The following is a 24,568-nucleotide window of genomic DNA, read 5'->3' on the forward strand; positions in this document are numbered from 1 at the left end:
GCCATTTTTCGACAAGTAAACGTCCATGAAAATTGCACTCGTACTCCTTTTCGTTCTCTCGATCGCCTATGTTCACCTGCGCGGTCGGGTTCGTCACAAGCTGACTCGCCAACTGGGCGACCACTCCAGCTTCCTGGCGCCGGTCAACAGCTTCCTTTACCTGTTTTCCAAGCACCCGGCCAAACCTTACCTGCCGGTCGAGGCCTTCCCTGAACTGCAACCGCTGCAGGATCACTGGCAGGAAATCCGTGCCGAGGCTCAGCAGTTGCTGCACGTGGGCGAAATCAAGAAGTCCGAGAATTATGACGACGTGGGCTTCAACTCGTTCTTCAAGACCGGCTGGAAGCGCTTCTACCTGAAGTGGTACGGCGAAAGCCACCCGTCTGCCATGGCCCTGTGCCCGCGTACCACCGAGTTGCTGCAAGGTATCGGCACGGTCAAGGCGGCGATGTTCGCCACCCTGCCACCGGGCGCCAAGCTGGTGCGCCACCGCGACCCGTATGCCGGGTCCTACCGCTACCACCTGGGCCTGGACACGCCGAACGACGACGGCTGCTACATCGATGTGGACGGCGAGAAGTATTCGTGGCGCGACGGTGAGGGGGTGATCTTCGATGAAACCTACATCCACTACGCCGCCAACACCACCGAGCACAACCGCATCATTCTGTTCTGCGATGTCGAGCGCCCGCTCAAGTACCGCTGGGCAACCGCATTCAACCGATGGTTCAGCCGCAACGTCATGGCTGCCGCTGCCGCGCCCAACGATGCCAACGACAAGACCGGCGGCATCAACCGGCTGTTCACCCGCATCTACAAGATCCGAGAGCGCGGCAAGGCGCTGAAAAAGCGCAACCGCATGCGCTACTACCTGGAGAAGTGGGCGGTGGTGGCAGCGCTGGTACTGGTGTTTATCTACATCTGACGCTTCGGCGTGGGTGCTGTCGTTGTAGGAGCGGCCTTGCGTCGCGAACGGGCTGCGTAGCGGCCCCTGGGTACTTGCAGTGACGTTGAAATACAGGGGCCGCTACGCAGCCCGTTCGCGACGCAAGGCCGCTTCTACACAGACAGCACACAGGCATCCTTAACATCGACTAGCCTGAAAGCTCCACTCGCAACCCTTCCCAAGGTGAAGACGATGAGCATGATGGACTGGGACGCCTACCGTAAGCAGTTGATGGCCGGCATCGGCGACCTCAAGCAGTTGTCCCCCGACACCGTGGCCGGCTACATGACCGCCAGCGGTGCGGGCGCCAAGACCAACCACCTGGACGCCAAGACCCGTGAGCTGATCTCCCTGGCAGTGGCCGTGACCACCCGCTGCGACGGCTGTATCGCCGTGCACTCGCAGCAAGCGGTGAAACACGGCGCCAGCCGCGAAGAGATCGCCGAGGCCCTCGGTGTGGCCGTGGCGATGAATGCCGGGGCCGCACTGGTCTACTCGGCACGCGCCATGGATGCAGTCGGCAAGGCCACCGGCTGAGCCCACGCGGCGCATCGCCCTTGCGCGATGGCGCCGCGCCACCCAGACTTGGCGGCCAGCCATTGCAGGATCCACCATGAGCCACATCCGCCCCATGACGCTTGAGGACTTCGAGCGCTTCTGGCCCACCTTCCAGGCCATTGTCCAGGCCCGCGAAACCTACGCCTTCGACCCCGCCTTGAGCTTCGAACAGGCCCGGCACTTGTGGCTGGAGCTACCCCTGCATACGTGGGTGCTGGAGGACGCCGGTGAGCTGCTGGGCTCGTACTACCTCAAAGCCAATGCCACCGGCCCCGGTGCCCATGTGGGCAACTGTGGCTACATGGTGTGCGAGGCCGCACGCGGCCGTGGCGTGGCCCGTGCTATGTGCGAGCATTCGCAGAAGCTGGCGCGTCAGGAAGGGTTTCTTGCGTTGCAGTTCAATTCGGTCGTGGCCAGCAACGAAGTGGCCGTGGCGCTGTGGCACAAGCTTGGCTTCGACACCGTCGGCCGCCTGCCCAAGGCATTCCGCCACGCCCGCCTGGGCCTGGTGGATTGCCTGGTGATGTACAAGTGGCTGGCGGATGAGCCCGTGGTGGAAAAACCCGCCTTGCTGATCGGGCGCAAGAATATCGAGGCCCGGGTGTCGCGGCGGCGCGGGCGTTAATCGTCAACCCCGGGATAGGAGCACGCTTGCGCGGCTCCTACACGTACCACGGCGTTGGCCAATCGCAGCTTAGAACGCCAAGCCGACCTTGAAACCAAACTCGTCACGCTTGAGCTTGGTGTTGTCCGCCACGGGCGAGTCGCCATCGAGCTTGTATTCAGTGCGGGTGTAGTAGACCCCGGCCTGCACCGGCATGCCGCCCTGCTGGTTCATCAGCAGCGTTACCTCGGCATAAGGGTTGGTGCGGTCCTTGAGGTCCACGCTGTCGCTGCCAAAATCATCCACCTTCAGGCGTGCTCGGCCATCGAGGGTATGCCGTGCGCCCACTTCCACACGCAGGGTCGAGGCTTCGAACTGGTGGTTGTAGCCCAGCGCTGCCTTGGCGAAGGGCGATTTGACGGTGAGTTTGGTGTCCAGGTCGTTGATTTCGGGCTCGAAGCGCGACCAGCTGTAACCACCGCCCACGGTCACGTCGACGAAGTTGCGGGCATCCAGCGCCGCACGCCAGCCGAGGTCAAGGTCGGCCTGGGCCTCCTTGAGTTTGTTGTCGTTCTTCTTGCCGTACTTGGCCTCGGCACCGATCTGGTAGATGAAGCCGGATTCGGCGGTCATCTTGTTGCCGAAGGTAGCGAACACACCGCCCTGGCCCAGGTGTTCCTTGTCAGTTTCGCTGCCCCCTTCGAACTTGAATTTGTCGTAGGCACCCAGCAGGCCGAAGGTGAACAGAGGGTCGGTGCTGGGCGCGGCGGTGGCCGCCAGGGGCGATGCAATAAGGGCAAGCAGGCAGGTGTGACGCAGCAGATGACGAGCGGACATGCGTGGAGTCTCCATGACTTGTGAATAAATGATGAACGATCGGTTCGAGACACACGCTGTCGAGAAAGTTCGAAAAGAAATCAGTTAGAACGCGCAATGCGATGTTTTTAAAAGGTATTTCTGGGGCGCCAGAAATTGACGCGCAAGGTAGTTGGTGGGGTGCATGCCTGAATTCAACCTAAACCGTCATTGCCGGAAACCCGAATAAAGATATAAGATAACATTTCATAACAACACTCCATTCCTACCAGCGACCCCTCATGACCAGCGCCAGCGCAACCCCCACTCTCCTCACCCAGCGCCTGCAGAGCATCGATGCCCTGCGCGGCCTGGTGATCCTGTTCATGCTCCTGGACCACGTCCGCGAGACCTTTTTCCTCCATCGCCAGGTCAGCGACCCGATGGCCATCGACGCCACCGACCCATCGCTGTTCTTCAGCCGCACCCTGGCCCACCTGTGTGCGCCGGTGTTCGTCCTGCTGACTGGCTTGTCGGCCTGGTTGTATGGCGAGAAGTATCAGGGCCGCAGCGACGTCTGCGCCTTCCTGTTCAAGCGCGGGCTGTTTCTGGTGGTGCTGGAGTTCACCTTGGTCAACTTCGCCTGGACCTTCCAGCTGCCCCCCAGCGTGGTCTACCTGCAGGTGATCTGGGCTATCGGCGTGAGCATGATCGCGCTGTCGCTGCTGGTGTGGTTGCCACGTGCGGCGCTGATCGCCCTGGGTGCAATCATCGTCGGTGGCCACAACCTGCTCGACCCCCTGCACTTCGGCACAGAATCGGCCATGCACGTGCCGTGGGCGATCCTGCATGACCGCGGTTGGCTGGCGTTTTCCGACACCCTGCGCCTGCGCACCTCGTACCCCGTGTTGCCCTGGATCGGCGTAATCGCCCTGGGTTACGGCCTCGGCCCCTGGTTCGCCCGCAACAGCGATGCAGGTCAACGCCAACACCGGCTGTTGCTGGCCGGGGCGATCGCGCTGCTCGGCTTTATCGTGCTGCGCATGCTCAACGGCTATGGCGAAGCCCCCTGGAGCGGGTACCCGACGTTGACGCAGACACTGATGAGCTTCTTCAACATCACCAAGTACCCGCCCAGCTTGCTGTTCCTCGCCCTCACCCTGGGCTGCGGCCTGCTGCTGTTGCGCGGCTTCGAGCGCGTCGGCCAGGCGCGCTGGATCAGCGCCCTTGCGGTGTACGGCGCAGCACCGATGTTTTTCTACCTGCTGCACCTGTATGTGCTGAAGCTGTTGTACCTGGCCTGCGTCGCCCTGTTCGGTCACAACCAGGGTGATTATTTCGGCTTCGACGGCATCACCGCGGTGTGGCTGAGTGCCGCGTTGCTGGCCGTGTCGCTGTACCTGCCGGTACGCGGGTTCGCCCGTATGAAGGCGCGGCGGCGTGACATCACCTGGCTGAAGTACTTCTGAAAAGCGTTTTCACCCGGTTGCCTGATGGTCTACCATGCGGGCCGCCGGTTTCCACCACGGAATCAATAGGGAATCCCAGGCCCGTCACCGGGCCAAACGGAACTGCCCCCGCAACTGTAGGTGCCGAGCCTGCTCCATCAATGCCACTGGATCAATCCGGGAAGGCTGGAGCCGGGCCATGACGCACCAGTCAGGAGACCTGCCGGCGAAAATCCACCAACCGGCGGGGTGTCCGGGATGGCCATCTCCACCCGTTTGCGGGTGCTGCCCCCTGCCCTGCGCAAGGGGCATCGGCGATGCCTGTCCGTGCGTTCATGCCGTGAACCATTCGATAGGAGATCGCCCCACCATGCTGCCCCGTATAGCCGCCCTGATCGCTGGCCTCGGCCTCACTGGCCTGGCCCAGGCCGCTGCCACCCACTACCCGCTCACGGTCGACAACTGCGGCATGCCACAGACCTTCGCCCATGCCCCCGAGCGTGCGGTCACCATCGGCCAGGCCGGCACCGAAATCCTCTATGCACTGGGCCTGGGCCACACGCTGGCCGGCACGTCGCTGTGGTTCAACAACGTGCTGCCCGAGTTCAAGGCCATGAACGACAAGGTCGAGCGCCTGGCCGACAACGACCCGAGCTTCGAGGCTGTGGTGGGCAAGCGTCCGCAGCTGGTGGCGGTGCAATTCGAGTGGATGGTCGGCGCTCAAGGCGTGGTGGGTACCCGCGAACAGTTCGACGAGTTGAAGATCCCGACCTACCTGTTGCCCTCGGACTGCGAAGGCAAGGACAACCTGGTGGGTGCCGATGGCACCCGCCTGCAGGCATTCCAGGTCGACAGCATCTATAAAAGCGTCAGCCAGCTGGCGGAGATCTTCGACGTGCAAGACCGCGGTGCGACGTTGAACGCCGACCTCAAGGGCCGCCTGGACAGCGCCACGGCGCAACTGGCCGGCAAGGACCTGTCCAACACCTCGGCACTATTCTGGTTCTCCAGCGCCGACCTGGATATCGACCCCTATGTGGCTGGCCGCCAAGGCGTCGCCGACTTCATGCTGCGCACCCTGGGCGTACGCAACGTGGTCGAGTCCACCGAAGAATGGCCGACCGTGGGCTGGGAAACCCTGGCCAAGGCCAACCCGACCTGGCTGATCATCGCCCGCATGGACCGCCGCCGCTTCCCCGCAGACGACTACCAGAAAAAACTCGAGTTCCTGCACAACGACCCGGTAACCCGCAACATGGACGCGGTGAAGCACGACCGCATCATCGTCCTTGACGCCGACGCCATGCAGGCCGGCATCCGCCTGTTCCGAGGCCTGCAGACCCTGTCTGCGGCGTTCGCCAGCGGTAAAGCGGCACAGTGATGAGCCGCTTGTTGCCTTACAGCGTCCTGGCCTTGGCAGCCCTGTGCGCCGCGCTGCTGGCCGGTACCGCGATCGGCGAGAGCGACCTGGCGCCGAACGTGGTCTACCAGGTGCTGGCCAATCACCTGTGGCAGGCCGGTTACCCGGTCGACCCGATCGACGCCGGGATCGTCTGGAACTACCGCCTGACCCGCACCCTGGTGGCGGCCGCCTGCGGCGCCGGGCTGGCCACGTGCGGGGTGATCCTGCAGGCGCTGCTGCGCAACCCGCTGGCCGAACCCTACCTGCTGGGGTTGTCCGCTGGCGCCTCGACCGGCGCGGTGCTGGTCGGCCTACTGGGGCTGGGCAGCGTGGCCCTGAGCATGTCAGGCGGTGCCTTCATCGGCGCGCTGGCGGCTTTCACGCTGGTGCTGGTGCTAGCCCGCGCTGCCGGGCCGAGCAACAACAATGCTCAGGTGATCCTTGCCGGCATTGCCGGCTCGCAGCTGTTCACCGCCCTTACCGCCTTTCTCATCACCAAGTCGGCCACCGCCGAGCAAGCACGCGGCATTCTGTTCTGGCTGCTGGGCAACCTCAGCGGCGTGCGCTGGCCGTCGGTGTGGCTGGCATTGCCGGTGGCGCTGTTCGGGCTGGTGGTGTGCCTGTGGCATCGCCGCGCACTGGATGCCTTTACCTTTGGCACCGATTCGGCGGCGTCACTGGGAATCCCGGTGCGGCGTACCCAATTGCTGTTGATCAGTTGCGCCGCGCTGGTGACCGCAGTGATGGTGTCCATCGTCGGCGCCATCGGCTTTGTCGGGCTGGTGATTCCCCACGCCCTGCGCCTGCTGCTCGGCCCCGGGCATAGCCGCCTGCTGCCGGCCAGCGCCCTGGGTGGGGCATTGTTTCTGATCACTGCGGATATCCTGTCGCGCACGCTGATCCCAGGCCAGGTGATCCCGGTGGGCGTGGTCACCGCGCTGATCGGCGCTCCGGTGTTCGCGCTGATACTGGTCAGCCGACGGGGGCGCCCATGACCGTCATGGCCAACCTGCAGATCGCCCCGCTTGCCTGTCAGGGCCTGGGCTTGCAGCTGGGCGGCAGGAGCGTGCTGCGCGACATCGACCTGGCCGCTATCCAGGGCGAAACGCTGGCCATCGTCGGCCCTAACGGCTCTGGCAAATCGTCCCTGCTAAAACTGCTGGCGGGCTTGCGCAAGCCTGGCAGTGGCCGTGTCGACCTGCTGGGTGAGCCCCTGGCGCAGCTGCCACGCCGGCGCATTGCCCAGGCCCTGGCACTGGTCGAGCAGCAGGCGGACACAGCTGATGCGATCAGCGTATACGACGCGGTTGCCCTGGGCCGTACCCCCTGGCTGTCGGCCCTGGCGCCGTTCGCCAGCCAGGACCGTGCCATCGTCGAGCAGGCCTTGGCCGACCTTGACGCGCTGCACCTGCGCACGCGCCTGTGGCATTCGCTTTCAGGTGGAGAACGCCAGCGTGTGCACATTGCCCGCGCCCTGGCCCAACGCCCGCAGGTGCTACTGCTCGACGAGCCAACCAACCACCTGGACATCCAGCACCAGTTGAGCCTGCTGCAACAGGTCCAGGCGCTGTCGGTCACCACCCTGGTGGCCCTGCACGACCTCAACCAGGCGCTGACCTGCGACCGCGTCGCGGTGCTCGACCAAGGCCACCTGGTCGCCCTCGGCAAGCCGTTCGACGTGCTCACCCCCGAACGCCTGCTGAGTACCTTCGGCGTGCACGCCCACTACCTCACCGACCCCTTCGACGGCGCGCGCATTCTGCGTTTTCGCGCCCCCTGAACCAGGAAGTTCCCACCATGCTGTTGCGCCCTGTCGCCCTGCTGCTCGCCAGTACCCTGTTTGCCCCTGCCGTGCTGGCAGAGGTGCACGAAGTGAAGATGCTCAACCGGGGCACGCAGGGTGCGATGGTCTACGAGCCCGATCACCTGCACATCGCAGCCGGTGACACGGTGCGCTTTCTGCCGACCATGAGTGGGCATAACGCTGCCAGCGTGCCAGGGTTGCTGCCACAGGGGGCGCAGGCGTTCAAGAGCAAACTGAACCAGCCTTACGAGCACCAGTTCAGCGTGCCGGGCGTGTACGGCATCCAGTGCATTCCGCACCTGGCGATGGGTATGGTGATGGTCATTCAGGTGGGTGACGCGGCGCCTGCCGAATTGCCTGCCAACCTACCTGCACGGGCGCAAGCCCGCTTTGCTGCGCAACTGCAGAAGCTGGGGGCTGGGCAATGAAGCGCCTGTTGTTGGCGCTTCCACTGGTGGGGCTTACTCCTTTCGCAACGGCTGACTCTGCCCAGTCCAACAGCAAGGGCTTCATTGAAGACGGCAGTTGGAGCCTGCTTAATCGCAGCGTATTCGACCAGCGCGATTACCGGCACGGCGGGCGCAACAGCAGTGGCCGCAATGCCTACAAGCCCCGAAGCGAACGCAGCGACAAGGCTGAGGAATGGGCTTACGGGCTGATGGGCACGTTACAGTCCGGCTTCACCCAGGGCCTGGTTGGCGTCGGTGTCGATGCCCATGCCTACCTGGGCGTACAGCTCGACAGTGGCGGTGGCCGTGTCGGCAAGGCGCGCCTGCTGGGTGTCGCCAACGATGGGCACCCAAAAAACGAATACAGCCGAGCGGGCGCTGCGCTGAAGGTGCGGGTGTCGAACACGGTGCTGTCCTACGGCGAGCAGCGGGTAAAGACCCCGGTGTTCAGTTCGTCCGACAGCCGTTTGCTGCCCGAGACCGCCACCGGCTTTTTCCTCAACAGTAGCGAGATCGACACGCTCCGGCTGGTCGCCGGCCACTTCAACGAAAGCACGGACCGCAACGCCTCAAGCCACGATCAGGGGTTCGTGGTGAACTACTCCAATGGCCGCCAGGGCAACAGCTTCGACCTGGCCGGCGTGGTCTGGAACCCCGGCGCGGCCTTCAACGCCAGCCTGTATACCTCACGTTACGAGGACAGCTGGAACCAGCACTACCTGGGCAGCACCCTCACCCACGCCCTGGACGAGCGCCGCAGCCTGAGCCTGGACCTCAACCTGTACCGCACCACCGACACCGGCAAGGCGCTGTCCGGGCGCATCGACAACACCACCTGGAGCCTGGTCTCGCGTTACAACCAGGGGCCGCACGGTTTCAGCCTGGGCTGGCAGCAGGTGGACGGCAATACCCCGTTCGACTATGTGACGCGCGGCGCGATCTTCATTGCCAACGCCGTGCAGATGTCGGACTTCAACGCGCCAAACGAGAAATCATGGCAGGCGCGGTATGACCTGAACATGGGCGCCTACGGGGTGCCGGGTTTGAACCTGACGGCGCTGTATGTGCGCGGGTTCGATATCGATGGCACGCATGTCGACCCCGCTGGCGGCTATGCGTACCTGGGCTACGGCAAGGGCGGCAAGCATTGGGAGCGCGACCTTGAGGCGCGGTACGTGGTGCAAAGTGGCAAGGCCAAGGGCACCACGTTCTCGATTCGCCATAATGCACACCGGGGCAACACGGCGCAGGCGGAGCTCGACGGTGATCAGATTCGCCTGGCAGTCGAGTGGCCGCTGGGGGGCGGGTTCTGACACGCCTCGAAGCAGCTCCCAGGGTCAAGGTGCCGCAGCGGATTGCGCCTGCAACCCCCACTCGGCCTTTTCCTGCGCCGTCATCGACACAAGCACTTCGGCAAACGTCTGGCCCAACTCTGCGCTGACATTGCCGAATGCCTTGTAGTTGGTCAGCAGGTAGCGCTTCACGGTCCTGGGCCAACGCCCTTCCTTGTGCGCCGTATTGATGATGCCCTTGGCGTCGTGGCGCGTGGCACCCCGCCACAAGTCCATCAGCCTGTTTTCGAAGTGGCCGAATGACCATAGGTCCCTACGGTCTTCGAATTCATCGAGCAGTTTGAGCTTGTACAAGGCCATGTGTGGCATCGGCGATTCTCCCGCTTGTGCATTGTCGAGCTGTGAGCGGGAAGGTAAGCAAGCTGGCGTGCTTTTGAAATGAACGCGTTGAGCACAGCAGAACGCCAGCTGTAGGGGGTTTCTGAACGGATACGCGCAGCTCATGCCAGCTGCAATTGCATATGGGTGGTTTGCCAGATTGGGTCCTGCTCCACATCGATCACCGCGAACCCTTGGCGCTGCCAGAACGTAATCGCTCCCGGCAGAAACGGGTGCGTGTGCAGGTACAGGCACTCGACGCCCGCCTGCTCGGCCGCCTGGCGCAACGTGGCGAACAACGCCGCGGCCAGCCCATGCCGGCGATACGCCGGCAAGACGAACAGGCGCACCACCTCGACCACGTGCATGCGCTGATACGCAAGCTGGGCAAAGCGATGGTCATAGGGGACATAGCCAATCACCGCCACCAGCCGGCCCTGATCGCGGGCTTCGAGGAACACGCCTTCGCCGTCCAGGTAGGTCTCGGCAAAACGCGCCAAGTCATTGGGCAACGGTGCAGCGGCGAGCAGGGGGAAGAGCTCGCGGCGGGCGCTGTCGACGAAAGCCACGACTTCGTCGATGGCTGCCTGCGGGACGGCTTGGATGATCCAGTTCGGCATGTGGGCAAAGGCTTTGGGAGTGAGGGCAAAGGTTCTACCGCAGCGGGCCGCCCCTGGCAAATTCAGGGGTCGTCGCGGTCTGGCCGACCTCGCTATAATCCGAGGTCTTGACCGCCCACCAGGCCATTCCATGCCCCGCTTCCAGACGTTGCTGCTGCCACTGCTATTGACCGCGGCCCTCGCCGCCTGCGACCAGAAACCCTCTCGCGAAGAACAGATACTGGCGCAACTGCCACTGCAGGACGCCTATGAGCACAACATCGACCGCATGGCGGCGCTGCTGTCACGCCGCTACCCGCAAGTGCCCGAAGCGAGCATCCGGGATGTCCTGCGCAAGCACCTGACGGTCGACGACCAGCGCCAGGACTTGTTCAAGCTCTACAGCGAGAAGAACTTCAGCGACGCCGAATTCGCCAGCATCGTCGAAGCCATGCAGGACCCAGCCAAGGCCCGCGCCATGGAAGACACCGAGGCTGGCAAACGCCTGAGCGAGAAGCTGACCGCCCTGATGCGCGAAACCGCCCGTGACGCGAAGGTACAGGCACTGGTCGAGCAGCGCATGCAAGACGTCGAGAATGAGCTGGATGCACTGGCAAAGGAAAAGTCAGGTTCCTGATCGACGTTACACGCGGCTGCGGCGACAATAGCCCACTACACCTATAAAAAGCAGGGTTACTCCCTTTTCGTACCAGCGAGGTCAGGATTGACACACACCAAGCATGGATTGCGCCTGGATCTACGCTCGCTCATTCTGGTGCTTTGCGCCCTGACCGCCTTGGTCATGCTCTGCGCCAGTTATTTCGCCAGCTATCGGGTTCAGCGCCAGTTGCTGATCGACCACGCCCTGGAGGCCAACCGGGTGTACGCAGCAAAACTGGCCTCGATCACCGAGACCTTCATCGCCAGCGCCTTGCGGCAGTTGGCGTTCAGCGCCGGGGTACAAGCCAACCAATTGGCCGATGCCGACGCCCTGCAGGCAGAAACCGATCGCGTGTTGCACCAGGGCATGGCCTTCAACTCGACCTTCGTGGTCGATGCCCAAGGCATCCTGCGGGCCATATCCCCTGCTACATTGCGCCACTACCTGAACACCAAGGTGCAGTCACCCGGTGTTCAGGAGGCCTTGCATGAGCGCAGGGCGCTGGTTTCGACACCCTACCTGTCAGCCGCCAACAACCTGGTGGTGGCACTGTCGCAACCCATCTTCGATAGCAATGGCCGCTACCTGGGGTACGTCGGCGGCAGCCTGTACCTGCGCGAGCGCAACATCCTCAACAGCCTGCTGGGCGAGCACTTCTACAAGGATGGCTCGTACCTCTATGTGGTCGACCGCAATCGCCGCCTGCTCTATCACCCGGACAGCCAGCGAGTAGGCACGGTGGTGGAAGGCAACGCGCTGATCGATCAACTGGCGACACTGGACAGCGGTACCCGCCAGCTCACCAACAGCCAGGGCGTGCCCATGCTCGCAGGCTTCGCCACGGTGCCGAGCGCTCGCTGGGGGGTGGTGGCGCAGCAACCGCTGGAACAGACCGTGGCACCGCTGAGCCGCCTTGTGCTCAACGTGGTGGGCACCTCCGCGCCGCTGGCATTGGTCGGCAGCCTGGTGCTGTGGTGGCTGGCAATGACCATCGCCCGGCCACTCTGGCAACTGGCGGCCGGGGCCAGGTCGATGGACCGCGCGGGCACCGCCGAGCGCCTGCATCGGGTGCCGGCCTGGTACTTCGAGGCGGCCGAACTCAAACGTGCGCTGCTATTCGGGCTCAACCTGCTGCAAGAGCGCATCGGCCGGCTGAACCGCGATGCCCAGACCGACCCGCTGACCGGGCTGGGCAACCGCCGCAGCCTGGATTTCAGCCTGTCGCTGCTGGAGGCCGAAGGGCGAGCATTTTCGGCCATCGTGCTGGATATCGACCACTTCAAGCGGGTCAATGATGGGCATGGGCATGAGGTCGGCGACCAGGTGCTGCAGCGGCTAGCCGAGCTCATGCGGCGTTGTTGCCGCGAAGGCGACCTGCTGTGTCGCACCGGCGGCGAGGAGTTTCTCATGCTGCTGCCGGGGGCCAGCCTGGAGGTTGCCGCAGCGGTGGCGCAGCGGCTGCGGGTGGCGGTGCAGGATACGCCGGTGGAACCGGTGGGGGCGGTAACCGTGTCGCTGGGCGTGGCGCATTGGCCTGGCCCTGCAGGCAGCGAGCCTGGCGATGCATTGAGCAAGGCAGACCGGGCGCTTTACAGCGCCAAACAGCAGGGGCGCAATCGGGTGTGCGTCGAGGGTTTATAGCGCTGAACCCATACAGCCCGCTCGCCCCATGAGTTGTTACAAGCCTTGTCATAAAACTGTCGTGTTTCAGTCATAGGATTGACCCCAACCTGACATTTTCACTCTTCATGGATGAGCGTCTCATGCGTCGTGTGGTTTTCAATCAGAAAGGTGGCGTGGGCAAATCAAGCATTGCCTGCAACCTGGCGGCCGCCAGTGCCGCTGAAGGCTATCGCACCTTGCTCGTCGACCTCGACCCGCAGGCCAATGCCACCTACTACCTGACCGGGCTGGTCAATGACGCCATCCCCTCGGGCATTGCCGATTTCTTCCGCCAGACGTTGTCCCCCGCCACCGCGCACGGCAAGAAGCACCGCGTGGCCATCACCGAGACCCGCTACAGCAACTTGCACCTGATCACCGCCAGCCCTGACCTTACCGACCTGCAAAGCAAGCTGGAGAGCAAGTTCAAGATCAACAAGCTGCGCAAGCTGCTGGTGGAACTGGCCGAAGACTACGAGCGGATCTATATCGACACGCCACCGGCGCTGAACTTTTACACCTTCAGCGCGCTGGTGGCCGCCGAACGCCTGCTGATCCCGTTCGATTGCGACAGCTTCTCGCGCCAGGCGCTGCATAGCGTCATGGCCGAGGTGGAAGAACTGCGTCAGGACCATAACCCGACGCTGCAGGTGGAAGGGATTGTCGTCAATCAGTTCGCCGGGCGCACTGCACTGCATCAGACCCTGGTCGATCAATTGCGGGGGGAAGGCGTGCCGGTGCTGCCGGTGTACTTGAGCAGCTCTATCAAGATGCGCGAGTCGCATCAGGTGTCGGTACCGTTGGTGCATCTGGCGCCGCGGCACAAGTTGACGCTGGAATTTGCCGACCTGCTGGATGTGCTGGAGCGGGCGGCTTGAGCGGACCTGGAGCACACCCTACCTCGTTGCTTTAGTAGAGGACTGTGTGGGCAATTGCCTACAGACCCAGCATTTTGGGTGATCAGGGCTACCCGATCACTCATCCGGGTGATAGATTCGCCGCCATGAAAACCACCCGGCAGACCCGCACGCTGACCGCATGGACGCTCTATGCCAGCGTCCTGTTCAGCCTGTTGCTGTGCGGCCTGCACCACGGCCAGATGGGCGGCCTGCGCCTGGCTGGCCTGGAAGGTGGTTTCTGCTCGATCAGCAGTGAGCATGGCCCGGCCATCGACCTGGATCACGCCGGTGGTGACCAGCACATGGCCCAGCTCGACTGCCCGGTATGCTCCTCGTTCGGCCTGGCGGTGCCGCTTGCCCATTCCAGCTGGGCGTTCATGCCCACCCAGGCCGGGGCCAACGCGCCCATCGTCGTGCGCAGCTGGGCACAACCGCCGCCACGCTACCTACGCCCCGCCCTCAACCCCCGCGCCTCCCCCGCTGTGCTTCACGCCGCCCTTCAGTTCGCCTGACCTCGACCCGGCGCGCCTCAGTGCGCGCGGGTGGTCAGCCATGACCTTTGCGTGGAAGACACGACAACATGATCCGCAATACCTCCCTGGTGCTCCTCATGGGCACTTGCACATTCGCCTGGGCCGAAACCGCCCCGCTCGAACTCAACGCCACCACCATCGATGGCGAACGCGACACCCCCTCCGGCGTACGACTGGACGAGCCGATCCGCACTGGCTCGCGCCTGGGCCTCACCGCGCGGGAAACCCCCGCGTCGGTCAGCGTCTCGGACCGCCGCCTGATCGAGGCGCGCGACGCCAAGGACAGCCAGGACGTGATCAACGCCATGACTGGCGTCAACGCCTCGGCCAACCCAGGTTACGGCGGCTTCGTCGCCTACCGGGGTTTCACCCAGAACCAGGTTACCCAGCTCTACAACGGCATCAACCTGGGCTACAGCAGTGCCACCCGGCCCGTGGATGCCTGGGTGCTCGACCGGGTCGAGCTGATTGGCGGGCCGTCATCCTTCCTGCACGGCGCAGGTGCCGTGGGCGGCTCGATCAACTACATCACCAAGCTTGCCAGCCGTGACCAGCAGACCCTCGACGGGCGCGTACGCTATGGCAGTTACGATGACTCGGAGGTGGCCTTCGGCATCAATCAGGCACTGGCCAGCAACCCCGCCGATGCCCGCCACTTCATGCGCCTGGATTTCAGCCGGGGCCAGGGCAATGGCTACATCGACCGCAACCAGCGACACAGCGACAGCCTGGCATTCTCGCTGCTGAGCGACCTGGCGCCCAACCTGACCCACACCCTGGCGCTGGAGTATCAGGAAGACCGCGAGGACAGCCCCTACTGGGGCTCGCCGATCCTGCCCGGGCGCAGCACGATGAAAATCGACAAAAGCCGCCGCTTTGAAAACTACAACGTCGCTGACGGTCGCTACGAACAGCGGGTACGCTGGCTGCGCTCGATCCTCGACTACCAGCTCAGCGACAGCACCAGCGTGCAAAATACGCTGTACCACTACAATGCCCAGCGCGACTACCGCAACGTCGAACGCTACAGCTACACCCCTGATGGCAAGGTGCAGCGCAGCAGCCCCTACCTGCAAAGCCACGACCAGAACCTGCTGGGCGATCGCATCGAGTTGCGCCATGACAACACGCTGTTCGGCTTCGCCAGCCAGTGGTCGCTGGGGCTGGAGTACTCGCGCATGCGCCAGACCCTCTACCCGACGTCGAGCAGTTGGAGCGACGTCGTCGACGCCGACCATTTCGACCCCGGCAGTTTCGACGATATCCCAGGGGTAAATGCCGGGCTGACCAAACAGCGCCGCCACGAAGTCACCAACCGCGCGGTGTTCGCCGAAAACCGCCTGCAACTGACCGATCGCCTGGCCTTGCTGACTGCCCTGCGCTACGACTACCTGGACATGCAAGTGACCAACTATGGCGCGGTCTCGCCGACTTCGCCGGCGTTCTTCGAGCGCCGCTGGGAGCCGCTTTCCGGGCGCATCGGCCTGACCTACGCGCTGACCCCCACCGCCAGCGTATACGCCCAGTACAGCAGCTCTGCGGATTTGCCGGCCGGTTCGCTGGCGGCGGCGACCTATTCCAACGTGGGCTTGTTCGACCTGTCCAAAGGCGAGCAATGGGAAGTCGGCAGCAAGTTCGACTTCCTCGACGGCCGCGCCGCCGCCACCCTGGCGCTGTACCAGATCGTGCGCAAGGACTTTGCCGTGCGCGACTCCAACGATGCCAACCTGACGGTGCAGGCCGGCCAGCAGACCTCGCGCGGTGTCGAGCTGTCCGGGCGGTTGCAGGTGACCCCCAAGCTGCTAGCCGAGGCCAACTACGCCTACGTCGATGCGCAGTACGATGCGTTCAACGAAGCAGTCAACGGGGTATCGGTATCGCGCAAGGGCAATGCCCCGGTCAATGTCCCGGCCAACGTCGGCAACCTGTGGCTGACCTACAGCTTCACCCAGGCGTGGTCGGCAGGGGTCGATGGGCGCTACGTGGGCTCGGTCTATGCCGACAACGCCAACACCCTCAAGGCACCGGCCTACACGCTGTTCGGCGCTTTCGCGCGCTACCGGCTGGATGAGTACACCACGGTCACCGGGCGGGTGCGCAACCTGACCGACGAGGTGTATGCCAAGCAGGCCTACAGCAGCCAGTACTACATGGGTGCCCCGCGCACCTTCGAGCTGGCGCTGGATATGCGCTTCTGACCAACCGGCTCTGGCGCGGGGGTTACCTCGCGACAGGGCCGCCAGTGATAAGCTTCCACCTTCATGATCAGCCGGCTCACGAAGACACCCGGCTACCGCTTCAGCAAGGACGTTCACGTGTACAAGACACTGCCCCCCGCGCTTCTCGGCGCGGCCCTGATTACCTTGATTGGGTGCCAATCGTCCCCTTCCGCCGACCGACCGGCAGACGTCGATCCGCAAGCCCTGAAAACGTTCACCGTCAACATGCAGCAAGCCTTGCAGCGGAGCATCGCCCTCGCCCCAACCGGCGAGCAGATGGGCGCCGTAACGCTACAGGTCACCTTCGACCGGCAAAGCGCGCCGGTCGCCTGCAAGGCCGAAAAAGCCCCGTTCAAGTATGGCGCGCTGCTGCCTGCCGATGTAACGCCCACCGACCATCAGGCGCTGGCGAGCCTGGTCGAAGCCCTGTGCTGGAAGACCATCTACCCCGTCGTACCGGCGGCGTTGTACAACGACGATGAAACCGTCGAAGTGCGGGCGCCGATCATCGTCCAGCTGCCTCGCGCGGTTCAGGCCCCCGGCACCGCCCGCTACCGGGCCATTGCCCAACGCGAGTACTTCTGGCAACAACTGCTGCGCGATCTGCCGGTCACCAGCATCGGCAAGGCCTCGGTGTTCTACCAGGCCAACGCACAAGGCAAGGTCGACGGCTGCCTGGTGCAGCTTTCCCCCAACCCGCTGCGCGAGGACGCCTTCCGCCTGGACGGCAACCTGCAGGCGCAACTCAACAGCCGTTGCATGAAGCTCGACCTGAGCAAGATGCCAGGCTTCAGCAGCAACGAGCAGGGCAAGGCCGAAGGCTACAGCGAAGTCGACTATGCCCCGTGGATGGTTGGTTTGTAGGAGCGGCCTTGCGTCGCGAAAGGGTCGTGCAGCGGCCCCAGGTTGTGTGGCGCAGCAAAAATCGCCGGGGCCGCTGCGCGACCCTTTCGCGACGCAAGGCTGCTCCTACAGAACGGTTGAAACAGGTATCCCGATGTCGCCCTCGACGAAGCACCCGCAGGCGCTCGCCGCTCTACTGGACAGCACAACAATGATGACGCGGCCCGACCGTGTCACGTTCATTCAGGCTGCCAATGGAAACCGGAGAGCATCCGCATGTCCGCACCTCATGAGGTATCCCCCGCCACCCTGCGCCGGGTAATCGCCGCCTCGGCCATCGGCAACTTCGTCGAGTGGTTCGACTTCGCCGTCTATGGCTTTCTCGCAACCCTTATCGCCAGCCAGTTCTTCGCCAGTGAAGATGCCAGCGTGGCCTTGCTCAAGACCTTCGCCGTGTTTGCCGTGGCGTTTGCCCTGCGCCCGCTGGGCGGGATCGTGTTCGGCGCGCTGGGCGACCGCCTTGGGCGCAAGCGCATTCTGTCGCTGACCATCTTGTTGATGGCCGGCTCCACCACCTTGATCGGTTTGCTGCCGACCTATGCCAGCATTGGCCTCGCGGCCCCCGTCCTGCTAACCCTGGCCCGTTGCCTGCAAGGCTTCTCGGCAGGCGGCGAGTACGCCGGTGCCTGTGCCTACCTGATGGAACATGCGCCCAACGACAAGCGCGCGTTCTACGGCAGCTTCGTGCCGGTCTCGACCTTTTCCGCCTTTGCCTGCGCGGCGGTGATCGCCTATGGCCTGGAAGCAAGCCTGACGGCCGAGGCCATGAGCAGCTGGGGCTGGCGCGTGCCATTCCTGATCGCCGCCCCGCTGGGGTTGGTGGGCCTGTACCTGCGCTGGCGCATGGAGGAAACCCCGGCGTTCCGCGAAGCCGTGGCACAGGGCAAAGAACATGAGCATTCACCGCTCAAGGAGACCCTGCGCACCCATGGCCGGGCCATCCGCAACCTGGGGGCGTTCATCTCGCTGACGGCGCTGTCGTTCTATATGTTCACCACCTACTTTGCCACCTACCTGCAGCTGGTCGGCAACCTGACCCGCGCCCAGTCGCTGCTGGTAACCACCGTGGCCTTGCTGTTCGCCGCCGTCGGCTGCCCGCTGGCTGGGGCGTTTTCCGACCGGGTGGGGCGGCGCAGGACCATTGGCTTTACCTGCCTGTGGGTGATGATCTGCGTGTTCCCTGCGTATTGGCTGGCCAGTTCCGGTTCGCTGTTCGGGGCGCTTCTGGGGGTGATTCTGCTGGCAGTGGGTGCGCTGTGCAGTGGCGTGGTGACCGCGGCATTACTGTCGGAAAGCTTCCCGACGCGAACCCGCTACACCGCCTCGGCGATCACCTACAACGTCGCGTATACGCTGTTTGGCGGCACTGCGCCATTGGTCGCTACCTGGTTGATCGGGCAGACCGGCAGCAGCCTGGCACCGGCATTCTACCTGGTGGTGATTGCACTGGTGGCGCTGGTGGGCGGGTTGGCGCTGCCGGAGACGTCGCGGATTTCTCTGCATGATGAGGCAGGCGTCGACGGCGTGCAGATTACAGCGCGTAGTAACGTTTGAGCTTATGGGGCCGCCCTGCGGCCCCGGCATTCTCAGCCTTCTTGCTCCTCATCGCGCCGATACGCCCACTGGTACAACGCCGGCAGCACCAGTAACGTCAACGCCGTCGACGACAGGATCCCGCCAATCACCACGGTCGCCAGCGGCCGCTGCACTTCTGCTCCGGTCCCGGTCGCCAACGCCATCGGAATGAACCCCAGCGATGCCACCAGCGCGGTCATCAGCACCGGCCGCAAGCGCGTCAGCGCGCCCTCTTCGACCGCCGTGCACAAAGAACGCCCTTCCTCGCGCAGGCTACGGATAAAGGCGATCATCACCAGGCCATTGAGCACCGCCACCCCCGACAGGGCGATAAAGCCCACCCCGGCCGAAATGGACATCGGGATATCCCGCAGCCACAACGCCAGTACCCCCCCGGTCAAGGCAAACGGGATACCGGTGAACACCAGCAAGCCATCCTTGAGGTTGTTGAACATCATCAGCAGCAGCGCCAGCACCAGCAGCAAGGCCACCGGCACCACCACCTGCAGACGCTCGGCCGCCGACTGCAACTGCTCGAACTGGCCACCCCAGCGCGTCCAGTAACCGGGCGGGATCTGTACCTGCTCGATCAGGGCCTGTTCGGCCTGGCGCACAAACGATCCAAGGTCGCGCCCGCGCACGTTGGCACTGACCACCACCACGCGCTTGCCATCCTCACGGCTGACCTGGTTCGGCCCCAGCTGCAGGTTCAGTGAGGCCACCTGCGACAGCGGGATGAAGCCGATCTGGGCAGCACCGGCTGCGCTGCTGGCCGGTACCGGAATCAACAGGCCGGAAAGCCCGTCGACATCGGTGCGCAAGGCCTCGGACAGCCGCACCACCATGTCGAAACGCCGGTCGCCCTCATACAACGTGCCGGCCGTGCGCCCGCCCACGGCAATGGCGATGGCGTCCTGCACGTCGCCCACGTTCAGGCCATACCGGGCAGCCTTGTCGCGGTCGATGTCAATGGTCAGTACCGGCAAGCCCGTGGTCTGCTCGACCTTCACCTCAGAAGCACCTGGTACGTTCTGCAGGCTGCTGGCGACCTCTGCGGCGGTACGGTTAAGCACGTCCATGTCATCGCCGAAGATCTTCACCGCCACATCACTGCGCACGCCCGAAATCAGTTCGTTGAAGCGCAACTGGATCGGTTGCGACAACTCGTAGTTGCTGCCCGGCACACTGGCGGCGGCGCGCTGCACCTCGGCAATCAATGCTTCACGCGATTTACCCGGGTCAGCCCATTGCGCATGCGGGCGCAACATGACGTAGGCATCGGAGATGTTCGGCGGCATCGGGTCGGAGGCGATTTCGGCGGTACCGGTACGGGCAAACACGCGCTCCACCTCCGGGACCTGGGCAATGATCGCCCGTTCCAGGCGCTGCTGCATGTCCACCGACTGCGTCAGGCTGGTGCCTGGCACACGCAGGGCTTGCAGGGCGAAGTCGCCCTCGCTGAGGCTGGGGATGAACTCGCTGCCCATGCGGCTGGCCATCACCCCGGACAACAGCACCAGCACCGCCGCCGCACTGAGCGCCAGCTTGCGGCGGCCCAGTACCCAGCCCAGCACCGGTGCATAGCGCTGGCGCGCGGTGCGCATCACCAGGCCTTCTTCTTCCTTGACCTTGCCGGTCACGAACAGCGCAATTGCTGCGGGCACGAAGGTCACCGAAAGGATCATCGCGCCCAATAGGGCAATGACCACGGTGAAGGCCATAGGGTGGAACATCTTGCCTTCGACCCCGGTCAGGGCAAAGATCGGCAGGTACACCACCATGATGATCAACTGCCCGTAGATCAGCGGGCGGCGTGCTTCACGGGCGGCGGCGAACACCTCGTGGAAGCGCTCGGCACGGGTCAGCATGCGGCCATGGCGTTGCTGCGCGTGGGCCAGCCGACGAATGGCGTTTTCGACGATCACTACCGCGCCATCGACGATGATGCCGAAGTCCAGCGCGCCAAGGCTCATGAGGTTGGCGCTGACCTTGTTGCTGAACATGCCGGTGAAGGTGAACAGCATCGACAACGGGATGACCATGGCGGTAATCAGCGCGGCGCGGATGTTGCCCAGGAACAGAAACAACACGGCGATGACCAGGATCGCGCCTTCGATGAGGTTTTTCTTTACCGTGGCGATGGCTTTTTCGACCAGGTTGGTACGGTCGTACACGGTGACCGCAACCACCCCCTTGGGCAGGTTGCGGTTGATCTCGACCAATTTGGCCGCAACCGCCTGGGAGACCGTGCGGCTGTTCTCGCCGATCAGCATGAACACCGTGCCCAATACCACCTCCCGGCCATTTTCGGTCGCCGCCCCGGCGCGTAGCTCTTGGCCGAGGCCAACCTGGGCGACATGGCTGACGCGTATGGGGGTGCCATCGACGCTGGAAATAACGATGTTGGCGATGTCTTCGGCGGAGTCCACCTGGCCCGGTGCGCGAATCAGCAACTGCTCGCCATTGCGCTCGATATACCCAGCACCGACGTTGGCATTGTTGCGCTCCAGCGCCGCGATCAGGTCATTGAGGGTGAGTTTGTAGGCGGCCAGGCGCTTGAGCTCGGGCGCGATCAGGTACTGCTTGGCATGGCCACCGATGCTGTTGACCTCGGCCACCCCGGGCACGTTGCGCAACTGCGGCTTGATGATCCAGTCCTGGATGACGCGCAGATCGGTCTGGGTGTAGGGCGTACCGTCGTCCTTGAGCGCGCCCTCCTCGGCCTCGACGGTCCACAGGAAGATCTCCCCCAGTCCGGTGGAAATCGGCCCCATGCCCGCCTCGATGCCCTCGGGCAACTGCTCCCGCGCCACTTGCAGGCGCTCATTGACCAGTTGCCGGGCGAAGAACAGGTCGGTGCCATCAGCGAAGATCACCGTGACCTGGGACAAACCCGAACGTGACAACGAACGGGTCTGCTTCAGGCCAGGCAGGCCGGCCATGGCCGTCTCGATGGCAAAGGTGATGCGCTGCTCGGTCTCAAGCGGCGAGTAGCCGGGCGCGGCGGTATTGATCTGCACCTGGACGTTGGTGATGTCCGGGACTGCATCGATCGGCAGTTGCTGGTAGCTGTGAATACCCACTGCGGCCATCAACAGCACGGCAAGCATCACCACCAGGCGCTGCTCGATGGCGAATTGGATCAGACGTTCGAACATGGGTGCGTTCCCGGTTTCAATGGCTGTGCTCGGCAGAACCTTTGCCAAGCTCCGACTTGAGGACGAAGCTGCCGGCGGTGGCAACCTGGGTGCCTGCCGCCAGCCCGGCGGTGACTTCCACCTGGCCTGCGTCGCGCCGGCCGGTCTGCACCGGGCGCGCTTCGAAGCCTTGCTCGGTGCGGACAAACACCACGGTTTGCGCTTCCCAGGTCTGCAGAGCGCTTTCCGGCACCACCACGGCGGCGCCGGCGCGCTCGACGCTGACCGCGATGTTCACGAACAGCCCAGGGCGCCAGGCGCCATTGGGGTTGGCCAGGGTGGCACGCACGGTGGCGGCGCGGTTCTGCTCACCGAGCAGGCTGCCGACATAGTTGACCTTGCCCTCGACCTCGGCCCCCAGGTCCGGTGCACTGACCGTGACGCTGCGGCCGGTGACCACTCTGTTCAAATCGCGCGGGGCCACGGCGAACGTCGCCCAGACACGGCCGAGGTCGGACAAGGTGAACGCATTGCTGGTCTCGTCGACCACCTCGCCCACGGTCAGGTGCTTTTCCACCACCACCGCATCGAAGGGGGCACGCAGTTCATAGCGGTTACCGGCGCCGGCCGGGCCGACTGCCGCGACCTTCTGCCGGGCGTTTGCCAAGGCGATCTCGGCCTCTTGCAACGCCTGTCGAGCCTGCAGGTAATCTTGTTCGGCACTGATGCGTTCCTGCCACAGCTGTTGTTCGCGCTGGAAGGTCAGGCGCGCCAGCTCCAGGCGGCGCTGCGCGGCCTGTTGTTCGCTGCGCAGGTCGGAAATCTGCTGGCTGGCGATCACCGCCAGTACCTGGCCGCGCTTCACCGCCTGGCCAAGGTCAGCCTGCACCGACTCCACCACGCCAGGTACACGGGGTACGACGTGGGCGGTGCGGTCTTCATCGAAGCGAATTTCACCCGGGAAGTTGATGGCGGTGCCCAGCTCACGGGGGCCGGCCGCCGCCAACTGCACGCCTGCCGCCTCGATCTGGGCGTCGGACAGGTGCAGTTGGCCCGCCTCGTCTTCGTGGTCTTCGCCGGCCTGTTCATCAGCGTGGCCGTGGCTGTCTTCGCCATGCCCGTCATGTTGGGCTTCGCCGCTGCTGGCCTGGCCGAGGTTGCCGGTCCAGGCCAGGCCACCGAGGCCAAGCACGGCCAAGGCGACAACCAGCATGGCAATCTTGCGTGGGTTATCCATTGTTGCTCCTGCTGTAGGATTTTTTGCGAATCACAAACTGCCTTCGAGGTCGCCATAGACCCGCTCGAGCTGGGCCCGCGCATCGGTCGCCGCGGCCAATGCAGCCAGATAGAGCCCGCGCGCCTCGATCAACGTGCGCTGGGCATCGAGCACATCGAGGAAGGCGAACTTGCCCATCTCGAAGCCGCGGGTGGCGGTGTCCACTGCCTGCTGCGCCGAGGGCAGGATGGTGCGGTCGTAGGCCTGCACCTCCTGCATGGCCGTGGCCCACTGGCTGAGGGCGCTGCGGGTTTCACTGCGCAAGCGCAGCTCGACAGCATTGCGCAGGTCACGTGCCTGGTCGGCCCGGCGCGCGGCCACCAGCACGTTGCCCTGGTTGCGGTCGAACAACGGCAGGGGCATGGACAGCCCGACCACATTGACCCGCTCCCTGTCCTCGCGGCTGTACTGGCTGCCAAGGCTGACGGTGAGGTCGGGGATGCGTTGGGCTTTTTCCGAACCCAGCGACGCTTCGCCGCGTTCGACCTGCGCCGCTGCCAGGCGCCACTCGGCGGTTTGCTCGACCTTGTCGAGCAGGGCCTCGGCCGTGGGCGCGGCACCCGGCGACAGCTTGGCGGCCTGCAGGTGGTCGAAGGTCGCAAGCGGGCTACCTGTCAGCCGCGCCAAGGCCTGGTAGGCCACGCTGCGCTGCGAAGCGGCGCGGCCTACCTCAGACTGTGCCTGGGCCAGTTGAACCTGGGCGCGCGTAGCCTCCACCGGCGAAGCCTGGCCGGCCGTAACACGCCCTTGCACCACCCGCAGCCCACGCTCGGTCAGCGCCTGCGACTGCTGCGCGAGTTCCAGCGCCGTTTGCGCACGCAGCGCCGTGTGAAAGGCCTGTACCACATCGGCGCGCAAGCCATTGCGCTGTCGCTCCAGCTCAAGCTGGGCGATGGCCTGCCCGGTGGTGGCCACGGCGACGCGCGCCCCGCGCTTGCCACCCAGTTCAAATGGCTGGCTCAGGGTGATGGTCGTAGTGCGGGTATCGCGGCGAGTGTCCTCGGCCTCCCAGGACAGCTCCGGGTTGGGCAGCAAACCCGCCTGGCGCCGCTCGCCCTCGGCGACACCCACTTCACGGCCGGCGGCGGCGAGTTCCGGGTTTTGCGCAAAAGCGGCGGCCAGCGCTTCAGGCAGGCTCAGGCCGGCACTGGCCTGGGCACTGCCGATGGCCGCCAATAGCAGGCTGAGCAAGGCGATCTTGCGGGGGATGGCATGGGTGCGGGGCACGAAACAGGTCCTCGTCGGCGAGCGTTGGCGAGGGACTGTAGGGTGGCGTGCTTATCGGGGTGGTGGCGGCAACATTACAATTCTGTCATCCAAAGAATGCCGGCCATGGCGCAAAACGTCCGGTTATCGCCCACTATCCGGCCGCAGCGGCTCCATGCAATTGACGAAACTAACCAGATGGTACAAATATAAGCGCAACCA

22 protein-coding genes and 1 riboswitch are annotated in these 24,568 nt (G+C 64.3%); of the genes, 16 read left to right on the top strand and 6 right to left on the bottom strand.

Features of this window, described 5'->3' with window-relative positions:
- Window positions 1-25: 25 nt before the first annotated feature.
- From lpxO to PC358_RS08840, 3 genes are all read left to right on the top strand, one after another.
- Window positions 26-925, top strand: coding sequence for a lipid A hydroxylase LpxO (gene lpxO / locus PC358_RS08830; RefSeq protein WP_033698934.1), 900 nt, complete (start codon window positions 26-28; stop codon window positions 923-925).
- 213 nt (window positions 926-1,138) lie between these two features.
- Window positions 1,139-1,483 carry a carboxymuconolactone decarboxylase family protein gene (locus tag PC358_RS08835; RefSeq protein WP_033698936.1) on the top strand — a complete coding sequence of 115 codons (345 nt, stop codon included), beginning with the start codon at window positions 1,139-1,141 and terminating at the stop codon, window positions 1,481-1,483.
- 76 nt (window positions 1,484-1,559) lie between these two features.
- A complete protein-coding gene (locus PC358_RS08840; protein WP_033698938.1) occupies window positions 1,560-2,129 on the top strand; it encodes a GNAT family N-acetyltransferase in 570 nt (189 codons plus the stop codon).
- 69 nt (window positions 2,130-2,198) lie between these two features.
- Here PC358_RS08840 and PC358_RS08845 read toward each other — a convergent pair whose 3' ends face one another.
- Window positions 2,199-2,945 (bottom strand): outer membrane beta-barrel protein, encoded by a 747-nt coding sequence (locus PC358_RS08845; RefSeq protein WP_033698940.1) that lies wholly within the window; start codon window positions 2,943-2,945, stop codon window positions 2,199-2,201.
- A 260-nt stretch (window positions 2,946-3,205) separates the two neighbouring features.
- Between PC358_RS08845 and PC358_RS08850 the strand changes: the two genes are divergently transcribed.
- From PC358_RS08850 to PC358_RS08875, 6 genes are all read left to right on the top strand, one after another.
- On the top strand, window positions 3,206-4,372 hold the full coding sequence (locus PC358_RS08850; RefSeq protein WP_033698941.1) for an acetyltransferase domain-containing protein: 1,167 nt from the start codon (window positions 3,206-3,208) through the stop codon (window positions 4,370-4,372).
- A gap of 28 nt (window positions 4,373-4,400) precedes the next feature.
- A riboswitch (cobalamin riboswitch) is annotated at window positions 4,401-4,593 on the top strand.
- A gap of 128 nt (window positions 4,594-4,721) precedes the next feature.
- A complete protein-coding gene (locus tag PC358_RS08855; protein ID WP_033698943.1) occupies window positions 4,722-5,732 on the top strand; it encodes an ABC transporter substrate-binding protein in 1,011 nt (336 codons plus the stop codon).
- Complete coding sequence (locus tag PC358_RS08860; protein ID WP_033698945.1) at window positions 5,732-6,748, top strand: FecCD family ABC transporter permease; 1,017 nt, start codon at window positions 5,732-5,734, stop codon at window positions 6,746-6,748. Before PC358_RS08855 ends, PC358_RS08860 begins: the two co-directional genes overlap by 1 nt.
- On the top strand, window positions 6,745-7,533 hold the full coding sequence (locus PC358_RS08865; RefSeq protein WP_033698947.1) for an ABC transporter ATP-binding protein: 789 nt from the start codon (window positions 6,745-6,747) through the stop codon (window positions 7,531-7,533). The genes PC358_RS08860 and PC358_RS08865 overlap by 4 nt, the downstream gene beginning before the upstream one ends.
- Window positions 7,534-7,550: 17 nt before the next feature.
- Window positions 7,551-7,985 carry a pseudoazurin gene (locus tag PC358_RS08870; RefSeq protein WP_033698949.1) on the top strand — a complete coding sequence of 145 codons (435 nt, stop codon included), beginning with the start codon at window positions 7,551-7,553 and terminating at the stop codon, window positions 7,983-7,985.
- On the top strand, window positions 7,982-9,319 hold the full coding sequence (locus PC358_RS08875; RefSeq protein WP_033698951.1) for an OprD family porin: 1,338 nt from the start codon (window positions 7,982-7,984) through the stop codon (window positions 9,317-9,319). Before PC358_RS08870 ends, PC358_RS08875 begins: the two co-directional genes overlap by 4 nt.
- Window positions 9,320-9,343: 24 nt before the next feature.
- Here the strand turns inward: PC358_RS08875 and PC358_RS08880 are convergent, their stop codons facing one another.
- Both PC358_RS08880 and PC358_RS08885 read right to left on the bottom strand, forming a co-directional pair.
- Entirely contained in the window at window positions 9,344-9,667 is a 324-nt protein-coding gene (locus tag PC358_RS08880; RefSeq protein WP_033698953.1) for a hypothetical protein, read from the bottom strand.
- 131 nt (window positions 9,668-9,798) lie between these two features.
- Complete coding sequence (locus PC358_RS08885; protein WP_033698955.1) at window positions 9,799-10,296, bottom strand: GNAT family N-acetyltransferase; 498 nt, start codon at window positions 10,294-10,296, stop codon at window positions 9,799-9,801.
- A 130-nt stretch (window positions 10,297-10,426) separates the two neighbouring features.
- Here PC358_RS08885 and PC358_RS08890 point away from each other — a divergent pair, with 130 nt between their 5' ends.
- The 7 genes from PC358_RS08890 (at window position 10,427) to PC358_RS08920 (ending at window position 18,706) form a co-directional block, all read left to right on the top strand.
- Window positions 10,427-10,912, top strand: a complete 486-nt coding sequence (locus PC358_RS08890) for a hypothetical protein (RefSeq protein ID WP_033698957.1) — start codon at window positions 10,427-10,429, stop codon at window positions 10,910-10,912.
- A gap of 87 nt (window positions 10,913-10,999) precedes the next feature.
- Window positions 11,000-12,577, top strand: a complete 1,578-nt coding sequence (locus PC358_RS08895; protein ID WP_033698959.1) for a sensor domain-containing diguanylate cyclase — start codon at window positions 11,000-11,002, stop codon at window positions 12,575-12,577.
- A gap of 122 nt (window positions 12,578-12,699) precedes the next feature.
- Window positions 12,700-13,476: a ParA family protein gene (locus PC358_RS08900; protein ID WP_033698961.1), complete on the top strand. Its 777-nt coding sequence runs from the start codon at window positions 12,700-12,702 to the stop codon at window positions 13,474-13,476.
- 125 nt (window positions 13,477-13,601) lie between these two features.
- Window positions 13,602-14,009, top strand: coding sequence for a DUF2946 family protein (locus tag PC358_RS08905; protein ID WP_033698962.1), 408 nt, complete (start codon window positions 13,602-13,604; stop codon window positions 14,007-14,009).
- 68 nt (window positions 14,010-14,077) lie between these two features.
- Window positions 14,078-16,228 (top strand): TonB-dependent receptor, encoded by a 2,151-nt coding sequence (locus tag PC358_RS08910; RefSeq protein ID WP_033698964.1) that lies wholly within the window; start codon window positions 14,078-14,080, stop codon window positions 16,226-16,228.
- 117 nt (window positions 16,229-16,345) lie between these two features.
- Window positions 16,346-17,113 (top strand): hypothetical protein, encoded by a 768-nt coding sequence (locus PC358_RS08915; protein ID WP_033698965.1) that lies wholly within the window; start codon window positions 16,346-16,348, stop codon window positions 17,111-17,113.
- A 255-nt stretch (window positions 17,114-17,368) separates the two neighbouring features.
- Window positions 17,369-18,706, top strand: a complete 1,338-nt coding sequence (locus PC358_RS08920) for an MFS transporter (RefSeq protein ID WP_033698967.1) — start codon at window positions 17,369-17,371, stop codon at window positions 18,704-18,706.
- Window positions 18,707-18,738: 32 nt separating this feature from the next.
- Here the strand turns inward: PC358_RS08920 and PC358_RS08925 are convergent, their stop codons facing one another.
- Genes PC358_RS08925 through PC358_RS08935 form a run of 3 tightly spaced genes read right to left on the bottom strand, consistent with a single transcriptional unit; the run spans window position 18,739 to window position 24,367 of the window.
- Window positions 18,739-21,885 (bottom strand): CusA/CzcA family heavy metal efflux RND transporter, encoded by a 3,147-nt coding sequence (locus tag PC358_RS08925; protein ID WP_033698968.1) that lies wholly within the window; start codon window positions 21,883-21,885, stop codon window positions 18,739-18,741.
- 16 nt (window positions 21,886-21,901) lie between these two features.
- Window positions 21,902-23,101, bottom strand: coding sequence for an efflux RND transporter periplasmic adaptor subunit (locus PC358_RS08930; RefSeq protein ID WP_033698969.1), 1,200 nt, complete (start codon window positions 23,099-23,101; stop codon window positions 21,902-21,904).
- Between the two features lie 30 nt (window positions 23,102-23,131).
- A complete protein-coding gene (locus PC358_RS08935) occupies window positions 23,132-24,367 on the bottom strand; it encodes a TolC family protein (protein WP_033698970.1) in 1,236 nt (411 codons plus the stop codon).
- Window positions 24,368-24,568 lie beyond the last annotated feature (201 nt).

The sequence above is a fragment of the Pseudomonas capeferrum genome (assembly GCF_000731675.1).
Lineage (GTDB): Bacteria > Pseudomonadota > Gammaproteobacteria > Pseudomonadales > Pseudomonadaceae > Aquipseudomonas > Aquipseudomonas capeferrum.